At 42.6% G+C, this 13147-nt stretch carries 10 protein-coding genes; 9 read left to right on the forward strand and 1 reads right to left on the reverse strand.

The genetic code is table 11. From position 1 onward, the window contains the following. The first annotated feature begins 29 nt into the window (after nt 1–29). The 8 genes from CWC11_RS01090 to CWC11_RS01125 all read left to right on the forward strand — a co-directional run bounded on the left by CWC11_RS01090 (nt 30) and on the right by CWC11_RS01125 (nt 10121). Nucleotides 30–677, forward strand: a complete 648-nt coding sequence (locus tag CWC11_RS01090) for a porin family protein (protein WP_138681238.1) — start codon at nt 30–32, stop codon at nt 675–677. Nucleotides 678–891: 214 nt separating this feature from the next. Beyond that, nucleotides 892–1839, forward strand: a complete 948-nt coding sequence (locus CWC11_RS01095) for a homoserine O-succinyltransferase (RefSeq protein WP_138681239.1) — start codon at nt 892–894, stop codon at nt 1837–1839. After that, entirely contained in the window at nt 1829–2902 is a 1074-nt protein-coding gene (locus CWC11_RS01100; protein ID WP_138681240.1) for a homocysteine S-methyltransferase family protein, read from the forward strand. Before CWC11_RS01095 ends, CWC11_RS01100 begins: the two co-directional genes overlap by 11 nt. Nucleotides 2903–2910: 8 nt before the next feature. Next, a complete protein-coding gene (gene metH / locus CWC11_RS01105) occupies nt 2911–5541 on the forward strand; it encodes a methionine synthase (RefSeq protein ID WP_138681241.1) in 2631 nt (876 codons plus the stop codon). Between the two features lie 221 nt (nt 5542–5762). Then, nucleotides 5763–6425, forward strand: a complete 663-nt coding sequence (locus CWC11_RS01110) for an AbiV family abortive infection protein (protein ID WP_089347008.1) — start codon at nt 5763–5765, stop codon at nt 6423–6425. A 10-nt stretch (nt 6426–6435) separates the two neighbouring features. Next, nucleotides 6436–7191 carry a hypothetical protein gene (locus CWC11_RS01115; protein ID WP_138681242.1) on the forward strand — a complete coding sequence of 252 codons (756 nt, stop codon included), beginning with the start codon at nt 6436–6438 and terminating at the stop codon, nt 7189–7191. 174 nt (nt 7192–7365) lie between these two features. Continuing rightward, nucleotides 7366–7863, forward strand: a complete 498-nt coding sequence (locus CWC11_RS01120; protein WP_138681243.1) for a (2Fe-2S)-binding protein — start codon at nt 7366–7368, stop codon at nt 7861–7863. Next, the gene (locus CWC11_RS01125) at nt 7860–10121 is read left to right on the forward strand and encodes a xanthine dehydrogenase family protein molybdopterin-binding subunit (RefSeq protein ID WP_138681244.1); all 2262 of its coding nucleotides are present in this window, start codon (nt 7860–7862) and stop codon (nt 10119–10121) included. Before CWC11_RS01120 ends, CWC11_RS01125 begins: the two co-directional genes overlap by 4 nt. 66 nt (nt 10122–10187) lie before the next feature. On the opposite strand, the gene CWC11_RS01130 is transcribed toward CWC11_RS01125, so the two are convergent. After that, entirely contained in the window at nt 10188–10385 is a 198-nt protein-coding gene (locus tag CWC11_RS01130; RefSeq protein WP_002958133.1) for a CsbD family protein, read from the reverse strand. 273 nt (nt 10386–10658) lie between these two features. Between CWC11_RS01130 and hrpB the strand changes: the two genes are divergently transcribed. Further along, on the forward strand, nt 10659–13085 hold the full coding sequence (gene hrpB, locus CWC11_RS01135) for an ATP-dependent helicase HrpB (RefSeq protein ID WP_138681245.1): 2427 nt from the start codon (nt 10659–10661) through the stop codon (nt 13083–13085). Nucleotides 13086–13147 lie beyond the last annotated feature (62 nt).

Genomic DNA, 13147 nt, shown 5'->3' on the forward strand with positions numbered 1-13147 from the left:
AAATATTACAAAGGTTTAAAGGAATGAACATGAAAACAGTTACAAAGTTAGGGGCATTACTTTTGGGTTTATACTCATTTTCGAGCCAAGCAGACATACTCCACGTAAATGGCTATTACCAAGGAGTAGGGATAGGGTCTACGCAAATTGATGTATACGAGAGTGATAGCATACAGTTTACAACGCTCTACGGCCGATTTGGATATCAGTTTTCGCGATACTTTGCATTAGAAGGGCGTGTAGGATTTGGATTAAATGATGAATCAACCCCTTTAAACGGAATTGTTTATACTCAAAACCCGCAGGACGGTTCGCTTACCTCAGAACCCATTCAGAGCCAAATTGATTCAAGCCTTGATTTGCAAACAAGTATATTTGTAAAAGCTAATTACCCAATTTCATCTCGAGCTGACGTGTTTTTATTTGGTGGCTATGGCAGAAATAAATTAAGTTACAATGAAGGTGAAATAAGAAACCTTGCAGAATCAATAACTGGCTCAGATACAAATTCTACGTTAATCACTGAGCAAAATTATGACGAAGGCGGTGTAACGTATGGTACTGGGATTGACTATAGGTTAACTCAACGCTGGCAAGTTAGCGCTGAATACCAATATTTTGATACAGATGAAGGCGATATTTACGCTCTTAATTTATCTGTAAATTATCGTTTTTAATTGAAATAGCGCTACTGGTTTTAGTAGCGCTACCTTAATACACTTAAACAAAGTACTTCAATATAAATGCATTCCCCCCTCATTTTAGTAATTCTTAGAAAATCATGAATAAATTTCATTTAGACATCTATACATCTAGAGGTTGATATTTTTGGCGTTCTGTTCATAATGAGAGCGTATTAATTCTCGGTTTTTATGAGCAGGAGCTTAGAAGATGCCAATTACAGTTAAAGACGAACTACCGGCTATTGCCCGTTTACGCGAAGAAAACGTGTTTGTAATGCCAAAAAGTCGTGCGAAAACGCAAGAAATACGTCCAATGCGTTTGGCTATTTTAAATTTAATGCCTAATAAAGTAGAAACCGAAGTACAGTTTATTCGTTTGCTTGCAAATTCGCCTTTGCAAGTAAATGTAGAGCTATTGCGCTTAGATACGCACCGCAGCAGTAGCAATTCTGAAGAACATCTAGATACTTTTTACCGTTATTTTTCAGAAGTAAAAGATAATAACTACGATGCCTTATTAGTAACTGGCGCGCCACTAGCACACCTAGAATACGACGATGTAGCCTACTGGGACGAACTAAAAGTTATTATTGATTGGGCAGAGCAGCACGTTACCTCTACGTTGTTTTCGTGCTGGGCGGCGCATGCCGCGCTGTATCATCGTTACAATTTAAAGCGTGATTTGAAAGAAGATAAACTATGTGGCGTGTTTACCCACCAGTGTTATTTTGATCACGGTGCATTAACTCGTGGCTTCGACGACACCTTTTTAGTGCCGCACTCACGTTATGGCCACATTGATATAAATAAAATTAATGCCTGCGACGATATAGTGGTATTGGCAGGCTCTGAAAAAGTAGGCGCCTACTTAATGAAAAATAAGTCGGGCAGCCAAGTGTTTATAACCGGCCACCCAGAATACGATGCCGACACATTAAAAGCAGAGTACGAACGCGATTTACAAAAAAGCCCAGACGCACCAAAACCCGAAAACTATTTCCCAAATAACGATGCAAGTAAAAAGCCGTCAAAAACGTGGCAAAGCCATGCCTTTTTGCTTTTTTCGAACTGGTTAAATTACTACGTGTACCAAACTACACCTTATGATATTAATTTAGTTAGCCAAGATGTGAGGACTAACAACTATGCCGAATAACGTGCCAAACAAAAATAAGCAAAGCGAATTAAGCGCTGCGCTAAAACAGCGTATTTTAATTTTAGATGGTGCAATGGGCACCATGATCCAAACTCACAAGCTCGAAGAAGAAGACTACCGAGGTGAGCGCTTTAAAGACTGGCACGTGCTAATAAAAGGCAATAACGATTTATTAAGCCTTACCAAGCCCGAGTTAATTGCCGATATACACCGCAGCTTTTTAGTCGCCGGTGCAGATATTATTGAAACCAATACTTTTAACTCAACCACCATTTCGATGGAAGATTACGACATGGCAAGTATAAGCCGTGAGGTAAACTTAGAGTCGGCAAAACTCGCACGCTCAATATGTGACGAGTTCACCACTAAAAATCCAGAAAAACCACGCTATGTAGCGGGTGTTTTAGGGCCAACATCTAAAACCTGTTCTATCTCGCCAGATGTAAACGACCCAGGTTACCGTAACGTAACGTTTGATAAGCTGGTTACGGCCTATGTTGAGTCTACCCTTGCATTAATGGAAGGCGGCGCTGATTTAATACTTATCGAAACCATATTCGACACCCTCAATGCAAAAGCAGCCTCATTTGCAGTAGAAGAAGCGTTTGAGCAAGCAGGGCGCACATTACCTGTAATGATCTCGGGCACAATTACCGATGCCTCAGGGCGTACGCTTTCGGGGCAAACAACCGAAGCATTTTATAACTCTATTCGCCATATAAAACCTATTTCGATTGGCCTTAACTGCGCCCTAGGGCCAGACTTACTTCGCCAATACGTAGAAGAGCTTTCGCGCGTATGCGAAACCTTTACCTCAGTACATCCAAATGCCGGTTTACCTAACGAATTTGGTGAGTACGACCTAGAAGCACCTGAAATGGCTGCCGAGATTATAGATTGGGGCAAATCGGGCTTTATAAATATTGTGGGTGGCTGCTGCGGTACAACGCCTGAGCATATTCGTGCGTTTGCTAAAGGGCTTGAAGGCGTTAAACCTCGCCCATTACCAGAGCTTGATGTACGCATGCGTTTATCAGGCCTTGAAGCCTGTAACTTAAACTAGGAGCCAACATGACACAGCAAATTGCAGTATTTACCAATGTTGGCGAGCGTACCAACGTAACAGGCTCGGCCATGTTTAAACGCTTAATCATGGAAGAAGACTATGAAGCGGCGCTTACCGTTGCCCGCGAACAAGTAGAAAATGGCGCCCAAGTTATTGATATAAACATGGACGAAGCCATGTTGGACTCAAAAGCGGCCATGGTTAAGTTTTTAAACTTAATTGCCTCAGAGCCTGATATTTCTAAAGTGCCTATTATGGTCGACTCCTCTAAATGGGAAGTAATAGAAGCAGGCTTAAAGTGTATTCAAGGCAAGGCTATTGTTAACTCAATATCGCTTAAAGAGGGCGAAGAGCCGTTTAAACGCCAAGCTAAAATTATTAAACGCTTTGGCGCAGCCGCTGTTGTTATGGCGTTTGATACCGATGGCCAAGCCGACACCGCAGATAGAAAATACGAAATATGTGCGCGCAGCTACAAAATATTAGTAGAAGAGATTGGCTTCCCGCCGGAAGATATTATATTCGACCCTAATATATTTGCCGTAGCCACCGGTATAGAAGAGCACGACAACTACGCAGTAGAATTTATTGAAGGCACACGCCGCATTAAACAAAACTTACCGCACTGTAAAGTGTCGGGCGGGGTGTCTAATGTATCGTTTTCGTTTAGGGGTAATAACCCCGTGCGTGAAGCTATTCACTCAGTGTTTTTATACCACGCGATAAAAGCGGGCATGGACATGGGTATTGTAAACGCAGGCCAGCTTGCTGTTTATGACGACATCCCCGAAGAACTTCGCAAAGCCGTAGAAGACGTAATCCTTAACACCGACCCCGGTGCAGGTGAGCGCCTTGTAGAAATAGCCCCTAAGTTTTCAGGTATGGCACAAGCCGAACGCGTAGAAGATTTAGAATGGCGCACATGGCCTGTTGAAAAACGCCTAGAGCACGCTCTTGTAAAAGGCATTACCACCTTCATAGATGAAGATACCGAAGAGTGCCGCGCAGCTGCCGATAAACCTATTCACGTAATTGAAGGGCCATTAATGGATGGCATGAACGTAGTAGGGGATTTATTTGGCGCAGGTAAAATGTTTTTACCGCAAGTTGTTAAATCAGCCCGTGTAATGAAGCGAGCCGTAGCCTACCTAGACCCATACATAGAAGCTGAAAAAGAAGAAGGCGCCACTAACGGTAAAGTGGTTATGGCCACCGTAAAAGGCGACGTGCACGACATAGGTAAAAACATTGTAGGCGTAGTACTGCAATGTAATAACTACGAAGTAATCGACTTAGGCGTAATGGTACCTGCCGAAAAAATACTGCAAACAGCTATCGACGAAAAAGCCGACATAATCGGCCTTTCGGGTTTAATTACCCCATCGCTTGACGAAATGGTACACGTAGCCAAAGAAATGACCCGCCGAGGCTTTGAGTTACCGCTTATGATTGGCGGCGCAACGACCTCTAAAGCGCATACTGCAGTTAAAATTGAGCCACAGTACGACAAAGGCGTCGTGTACGTAAATAACGCCAGCCGAGCAGTGGGCGTAGTATCGAGCTTGTTATCTAAAGAGCTAAAACCAGCCTTTTTAGAAAAAACAAAAGCCGAGTACGTAAAAGTGCGCGAGCAACAAGCGCGCAAAAAACCACGTTCAAAACCGGTTACCATACAGCGTGCACGCGATAACGCAGCACAACTCGATTGGGATAACTACACGCCACCAGTACCTAAAAAGCTGGGCGTGACTGAGTTTAAAAATGTATCAATCGCCACGCTGCGTAAATATATAGATTGGACCCCATACTTTATGACGTGGTCAATCGCTGGTAAATACCCGCGCATAATGGACGACGAAGTCGTTGGCGAGCAAGCACAAAGCTTATTTAAAGACGCTAACGACATGCTCGACGACCTTGAAAAAGCAGGCAGTTTACAGCCATTGGGTGTAATTGGTTTATTCCCTGCAAACCGCGTGGGCGATGACATAGAAATTTACACCGACGAAACCCGCAAAGAGCTGTTAAACACCTCGTGCCATTTACGCCAGCAAACCGAAAAAACCGACTTTGCTAACTATTGTTTAGCCGACTACATTGCGCCAAAAGGTACACCTGATTACTTTGGCGCGTTTGCAGTAACGGGCGGTTTAGAAGAAGACGACTTAGCCAATGCGTTCGACGCACAGCAAGACGACTACAATAAAATAATGGTAAAAGCGGTTGCCGACAGGCTTGCCGAGGCGTTTGCCGAATACCTGCACGAACAAGTGCGTAAAGACTACTGGGGATATGCACCCGATGAAAACCTCGGTAACGATGAGCTAATTCGCGAAAACTACCAAGGTATTCGCCCAGCGCCAGGTTACCCAGCATGCCCAGAGCACACCGAGAAAAAGAAAATTTGGCAGTTACTCGATACCGAAAAACGCATTGGCATGCAGCTCACCAGCTCATACGCCATGTGGCCAGGAGCTGCTGTTTCGGGCTGGTATTTCTCACATCCAGAGGCAAAATACTACGCCGTAGCCGCTATTCAAAAGGATCAGGTAGAAGATTACGCCAAGCGAACTAATATGACGCTCGAAGAGGCAGAAAGATGGCTATCGCCTAATTTGGGGTATGAGCCGGAATAAAAGAGCAGCGGTCAGTTTTTAGCTGTCAGCTATCAGTAAAAGAAAAACGAGCCTAATTAGGCTCGTTTTTGTTTTCAGATTAGGATTAACTACTAATGGTATTAACGATTAGTAATCGATATATCTACTTTATTTAATATCAAGTAGTTGTTTGCATATAGATAAGTTATTGTGACTATTAAATTTATACTAATTAATTGGATTTTTTGAATGGAGCTTCAGTGAAAAAAGAAGATGGTATATCTAAGTATAAATTAAATAAAATTGCAGTGGAGTCTTTGAGAAACACTATCCGCTTACATTTCGACTCGGTGCTACTTTACAATAACGGATCTTATCCAAGTGCACTACAACTCTCTATATTAGCTTTAGAAGAGTTCTCAAAAGCCCATTGGGTTGATCATTATATATGGTCATCTGAAACGAATGAAGGCTACCCAAATGCTGCTGAAGAGCTAGATTGGTTAAAAGGTTTATACGGTCATCCAAAGAAGCAGTGGAACTTTGTTGCAAGGGAAGTTGAGGATTATTCCCCAAACTTTATTTCAGTTATTCAAAGCCGGGAACTGGAAAGTAAAAAACAAAACTCAGTTTATGTTGGTTTACCTAGAATTAAGGGAAAGATTGATATTGATAGTAAAATCTCTACTCCATGGCAAATTAAACAAAAAGATGCAAAACAGCTCATTTCAATAATTAATGATGAATTAATTCGTATCATTACAAGAATTGAAGACGAGGAGTTTTATTTTGAAGGTGGAAAAGGTATGGATGAAGTTTTTGATTATGAAATATATAAAAAGCTTTTAAAGTGGCCTCATAAAAGTGGATTGAAAAATAAAAGCTGGAGACAAAAAAATAAGAGTGAAAATGATAAAATCTAAAGGTCTATTCATGAAGTATCTAAATTACATCTTCCTTTGCCTATCTCTACTTTTTACATCGAACGCATTTGCGCTTGAGCAAAAGTATCATGAGAGTGTTTTACCTGTTATTGCTGCATTTAAAACGCATGATAAAACTGCGATTGCTGCGCATATTCGCTACCCTCTAAAAAGGCAATACCCATTGCCTGACATTAAAAATGAAGCTGAGTTTATTAACCGCTTTGATGAAGTGTTTGACGACGAGCTTGTTGCCGTTATAGGCAGCTCTAATATTAATACCGATTGGGATAGCGTAGGTTGGCGTGGCATTATGCTAAATAACGGCGTGATGTGGATTGATACTGACGGTAAAATTATCGGTATAAATAGCCACACAGCCAAAGAGCAAGCATTTGCTAAACGCTTAATTGATCAAGACAAGCAATCTCTGCATTCAAGTGTTAATACTTTTAAAAAACCAATACTCAATTGGAAAACAGCTAATTACCATATTCGCGTTGATGATTTAGGCGAGCATAATTTTCGGTATGCAGTGTGGGGTATTGATAAAAAGATTAGCGATAAGCCCGATATGGTTTTACTAAACGGTGATATTACCTTTGAGGGTAGTGGCGGGAATCATCACTATACATTTAAAAATGGACGTTACAGTTATGTGTTACAAGTAACCATTATTGGTTGTGATACATCACCGCCAGGTTGGCTTGAAGTCTACAAAGACGATCAACGGGTTTTATCTGAAGATGTTATAAGCGCTATTTAATTTAGTATTAGCAACTTACTTAATAATGAGTAATGTTTTTTAGTACCAAACGTTCTAGTAATTAGTATTTTAATAAAATAGTTCTAAATGGTAGGCTAAAAAGTAGTAAGTAAATTAAAACCGTCCACGCGCTATAAGGAGCCGTCCTGTAAAGCGCTTTGCAAGGAGTCTAATATGATCACCCTTACCATTAATGGTAATAAGCATGAGTTTTCTGGCGACCCGTCAACACCCGTTTTGTGGTACCTGCGAGATGAATTAAATTTAACGGGGCCTAAGTTTGGCTGTGGTATGGCGCAGTGTGGTGCATGCACCATACATATTGATGGCGTAGCGCAGCGCTCGTGTGTACTACCGGTGTCGGCTGTAGTCGGGCGCAATATTACCTCTATTGAAGGGCTAAGCGAGCAGGGCGATCATCCAGTGCAAAAAGCGTGGGTTGAGCATAAAGTGCCGCAATGTGGGTTTTGTCAGTGCGGGCAAATTATGCAAGCGGCGAGCTTATTAGCAGCTAACCCCAACCCAACTGATGAAGAAATAGTGAGTAATATGTCGGGCAATATTTGTCGTTGTGGTACATACCCACGTATTCATAAAGCGATTAAATCGGCGGCTAAAACCATGGCAGGCGTTGAATATTTTGACCCAAATGATCAAGGGGAAGAGGTATGAAAAACGACAATACGTACTTTGACCTAAACCGTCGCCAATTTTTAAAAACCAGCGCAATAGGTGCATTAGTATTAGGCACTTATTTCGTAGGCAGTGCACCAAAAGCGTTTGCCGGCGTGTTAGAGCAACCGTCTGAGCAAGCAAAGCGAGCTAACTTATTTATAGCACTGCGTCCCGATGGCATGGTTGAAATAACCTGTCACCGCTCTGAAATGGGTCAGCAAATTCGAACGGCCATTGCTCAAATTGTGGCAGACGAAATGGAAGCCGCGTGGGATAAAGTAGTGGTTATTCAAGGTAAGGGCGACCCTAAATACGGGGATCAAAATACCGATGGTTCGCGCAGTATTCGCTACAACATGCAGCGCCTGCGCGAAATGGGCGCAAGCGTACGTTACATGATGCAGCACGCAGCCGCTAAATATTGGAAAGTTGAGCCTCAAACCTGTACAGCTAATCAGCACGTGGTTACCCACAGCTCGGGTAAAACGCTTGCCTATAAAGATTTAATTGACCTAGCGCTTGGTATTACACCGCCAGAGCCTGACAAGTTAACACTTAAAACACGTAAAGAATGGCGTTATATAAATACAGGTATGGCGCACATAGATTTAACCGATTTAGTAACCGGTAAAGCCACATTTGCTGCCGATGTACGCGAACCAAAAGCGCTGGTGGCTATTATTGAGCGCCCGCCGGTAGTAGGTGGTGTGGTTAAATCGTTTGATGCAAGTGCTGCTAAAGCAATTAATGGCGTAGTTGATGTTATTGAAATGCCTGTTCCAAAAGGCGCACCGCAATTTCAGCCAAAAGGCGGCATTGCTATTGTTGCTAAAAATACGTGGGCTGCATGGCAGGCGCGTAAAGCACTAAAAGTGGTGTGGGATGATGGTAAAAACGGCGATTATAATTCAGAGAACTTTAAAAAGTCGTTATTACAAACAGTGAGTGAGCCGCAAGCGCATGTGCGCGAAAAAGGCGATACCACTAGCGTATTAGCTAAATCGAGCAATAAGCTTGTAGCCGATTACTATGCGCCGCACCTAGCCCAAGCACCTATGGAGCCACCTTGCGCCACTGCAATGTACAATAAAGACAGTGTAGATATTTGGGCTGCAACGCAAAACCCGCAAGCAGATATGAAAACTGTAGCCGCACTACTGGGTATGGACGAGAGTAAAATTAACGTACATGTCACCATGTTAGGTGGCGGGTTTGGGCGTAAATCAAAACCTGATTTTTCGGCAGAAGCCGCCTACATTTCAATGAAAGTAGGGCAACCTATACGCGTTCAATGGACGCGAGAAGATGATATTCAGCACAGTTTTTATCATGCGGTATCGGCTCAACATATTGAAGCGTCATTAGATGAAAAAGGCAATATTGAGGCTTACTTACATCGCACGGCGTTTTCGCCAATTTTATCTACGTTTCAAGAAGGGGCAACGTCGCCTGCAGGCTTTGAGCTGCGCTTAGGCTTTACTGATAACCCTATAAACTCACCTAATTTAAAGCTTGAAAATGGCGAAGCACCCGCTAAAACTAGAGTAGGTTGGATGCGCTCGGTATCAAATATTTTTCATGCTTTTGCTATTCAGTCATTTATTGCTGAAGCGGCGCACAAAGCAGGACGCGATCAAAAAGACTATTTACTCGAAACCATAGGCCCTGATCGCATATTAGATGTAACCGAGCAAAATGCGTCGTACGATAATTATGGCGGCGATAAAGATGTTTACCCATTAGATATTGGTAAGTTACGTCATGTTATTGAAAAAGTAGCTGAAATAAGTAAATGGGGCCGAAAGCTTCCAAAAGGTCGCGGGTTAGGTATTGCAGCACACCGTAGCTTTTTAACGTATGTGGCAACGGTGGTTGAGGTAGAAGTATCTGATGTTGGCGACTTAAACGTGATTAAATCGTGGGTGGCTATTGATGCGGGTACGGTTGTAAACACCGATACTGTTAAAAACCAAACGCAAGGTGGCTCTATTTACGGTATTACCACTGCAATTAGCGATGGTATTACTTTTGATAAAGGCCGCGTGCAGCAAAGTAATTTTCATGATTACCGCGTACCACGTATGAGCGATTCACCTTTAGAGGTAGAAGTAGAAATAATACAAAGCGATGCGCCACCAGCAGGCGTAGGCGAGCCCGCAACACCGGTTTATGCTCCTGCATTGTGTAATGCTATTTTTGCCGCTTGTGGTAAGCGCATTAGGCAACTGCCTATAGGTAACCAATTAAAAGCGTAAATAACGTCCTTTTTTAGCCGTTAAACAAAAAAACCGCCAAATGGCGGTTTTTTTAGAAGTTAGCGATTAGTGAGTTTTTTCAAACTCATCTACTTCACGCTCTGCTTCTTCTTTAGATTTACCATACTGCTGCTGGATTTTACCTACTAGCTCTGTACGGCTACCTTCAATTTTGTCTAAATCGTCGTCAGTAAGATCGCCCCATTTTTGTTGCGCCTTACCTTTAAGTTCGTTCCAATTACCTTTCATACGATCGCTGTTCATAAGTTTCTCCTTACTTAGATTTAATTAACGTTCACTATAAAAAGAGCAAGGCGCGTACCAATAAGTTAAATTTAAATTTTGTATTTATAATCATGGTTTTATGTTTTTATTGGCGCAGTAGTAATTAATTTAGCGCGTATGTCCTTAAAAAATGTACAGAGCGGTCTGTAATTATTTCTGATTATGATGTCCTTTATAACCACACAGCTTTTGCGACGCGTTTATTTTTGGTTTTTGTTACAATGCTTACAAAGCAATTTTGGGTAAATAGCAGTGCTGCCGGTTCAAAACATATATCAACAACTTGTAACTACATTACAAAGTAATCCTATAACGTTATTACAAGCACCACCTGGTGCAGGTAAATCAACATGGTTGCCGCTACAGCTTATGCGCGACGGCCATTTTAAACGTATTGTAATGCTAGAGCCTCGTCGCTTAGCCGCACGTAATATTGCCAGTTATTTAGCAAAGTGCCAAAACGAAAATGTGGGGCAAAGTGTGGGCCTGCGAGTACGAGGTGAGAGCAAAGTAAGTAGTAATACGCGCCTTGAAATAGTGACTGAGGGCATGCTTACTCGCATGCTACAAAACGATCCTGAACTTAGCGATATTGACTTACTGATATTTGATGAGTTTCATGAACGCTCAATTGCAGCCGATACCTCATTGGCCTTTGCTTTAGAGACCCAAAGTGCACTGCGTGACGATTTAACCATACTACTTATGTCGGCCACCCTTGATACCGAGCGCTATACGCAATTTTTTGATTGCCCAGTAATTCAATCAAGTGGGCGAAGCTACCCCATAGACGAAGTATACATACCCATAAAAGATGAAAGCCGCTGGCTTGATGCTATTCCCTCTTTAATAAAACAAGCACTTAACGAGCAAAGCGGCAGTGCACTGGTGTTTTTGCCTGGTCAATTTGAAATATTACGCGTACAACAGGCCCTAAATGACTTGCCAAGTAACTGCCTAGTTGCCACGTTATTTGGCGAGCAAGATAAAGCCAACCAGCAGGCGGCGATTGCTCCTGCGCCTGAGGGCATGCGCAAAATAGTGCTTACCACCAATGTAGCCGAAACCAGCTTAACCATTGAAGGCATTCGCATTGTTATTGATAGCGGTAAACGCCGCGCAGCGAGTTATAACTTAAAAACAGGTGTAACGGAGCTTACAACACAAAGTATATCGCGCTCCTCTGCCGTGCAGCGAGCAGGGCGAGCAGGGCGAATAGAACCAGGTGTAGTTTATAGGCTTGGTTCAAAGCAAACCTTTGAGCGACGCAATAGCCACGATAACCCCGAAATACTCACCTCAGACATAAGCCAACTTATGCTTGAAGCAAAGCAGTGGGGCGCAAATATTAGCGAACTCACCTTGCTTGATACGCCAACAACGCAGCAATGCACACAAGCAATGAGCTTACTAACTATGCTTGAAGCCATCGATGGCAAAGGCAAGCTAACCAAGTTGGGCAGCAACATGCTGGGTTTTGGGGCGGATATTCGCTTAGCGCATATGCTTTTAAAAGCGCAGGCGCTTGAGACAGAACTCCCTGGTATTTATCGTTTAGCACTTTATTTAGTGGCGCTGCTTGAGAGCAGAATAAACACCGCCAACGAGCTAAGTTTAGCGCTACATAGCCAGCAGCAAAGACCGCACCCAGTATTCAAGCAGCAGTTAAAATACTGGCAAAGCCGTTTAAAAGTAACCGACAGTAATAGCGAGCTAAACACAGAGTATTTAGGTTTGCTAGTGGCATTAGCTTACCCCGACCGCATTGCAAAAAAACGCGGCAATGGCTATTTACTTGCCAATGGGGCGGGCGCTGATTTAAACACCGATTACTGGCACAACGATGACTACCTTGCCATTGCTACCATGGGCGGTCATAAAGGCGCGCGTATATTTGCAGCGACAGCGCTTAGCCCATTTGAGCTACAAGAGTACCTACCGCATTTATTTACTTCGCTCACCCGCTGTGAATTTGATGAAAAAACCGCACGCTTTATTCATCAAGACGAAGTAAAGCTCGGCGCTATTACGCTTACAAGCCAACCGAGCAAACAAAAGCTAGATAAAAGCGAACGTGCTAGAGCATGGCTTAATTTATTTACTAAGCATGGTTTTGCATTATTTAACGAACAACCCGATGCACAACAGTTATTAATACGCATGAGTTTAGCTAGTCAGTTTATGCCTGATAAATTCCCAACGATTAGCGAGCAACACCTTATAGAAACGGCTGATGATTGGTTAGGCGTGTACTTACAAGATATAAAAACACTCGATCAGCTTAAAAAGTTTAACTACTTTGAAGCGCTGCAAAATTGTTTTGACTGGCCCCAGCAAACAGCGTTAAAAGCGCTATTACCACTTAGATTAACGGTACCAAGTGGCTCAAATATAAAAATTAATTACCAGCTAGATGGCCCCGCAAAGTTAAGCGTGCGCATGCAAGAAGTGTATGGTTTAACCAGTACGCCTATGCTTGCTAATGGAAAGCTGCCACTGCTTATGGAATTACTATCGCCAGGTAAGCGCTCATTACAACTTACTCAAGATCTTGCGCACTTTTGGGCTACCAGTTATCGCGATGTGCAAAAAGAAATGAAAGGTCGCTACCCTAAACATTTTTGGCCAGACGACCCAGCCAACAGCGTTGCAACCAATAGAGTAAAAAGCAAAATGTAGGTGTTGGTTACGTAACGTTATTTGTTTGATTATTGAACTTTCTAATGTAATGTACCTATAAA

This window comes from Pseudoalteromonas sp. S3178 (assembly GCF_005886985.1).
GTDB lineage: Bacteria > Pseudomonadota > Gammaproteobacteria > Enterobacterales > Alteromonadaceae > Pseudoalteromonas > Pseudoalteromonas carrageenovora.

Excerpts from the sequence above, each read along its gene's own strand:
- CWC11_RS01120 (WP_138681243.1), top strand. The coding sequence starts at position 7,366 with ATGATCACCCTTACCATTAATGGTAATAAGCATGAGTTTTCTGGCGAC.
- CWC11_RS01090 (WP_138681238.1), top strand. The coding sequence starts at position 30 with ATGAAAACAGTTACAAAGTTAGGGGCATTACTTTTGGGTTTATACTCA.
- CWC11_RS01130 (WP_002958133.1), bottom strand. The coding sequence starts at position 10,385 with ATGAACAGCGATCGTATGAAAGGTAATTGGAACGAACTTAAAGGTAAG.
- CWC11_RS01115 (WP_138681242.1), top strand. The coding sequence starts at position 6,436 with ATGAAGTATCTAAATTACATCTTCCTTTGCCTATCTCTACTTTTTACA.
- CWC11_RS01095 (WP_138681239.1), top strand. The coding sequence starts at position 892 with ATGCCAATTACAGTTAAAGACGAACTACCGGCTATTGCCCGTTTACGC.
- CWC11_RS01125 (WP_138681244.1), top strand. The coding sequence starts at position 7,860 with ATGAAAAACGACAATACGTACTTTGACCTAAACCGTCGCCAATTTTTA.
- CWC11_RS01100 (WP_138681240.1), top strand. The coding sequence starts at position 1,829 with ATGCCGAATAACGTGCCAAACAAAAATAAGCAAAGCGAATTAAGCGCT.
- metH (WP_138681241.1), top strand. The coding sequence starts at position 2,911 with ATGACACAGCAAATTGCAGTATTTACCAATGTTGGCGAGCGTACCAAC.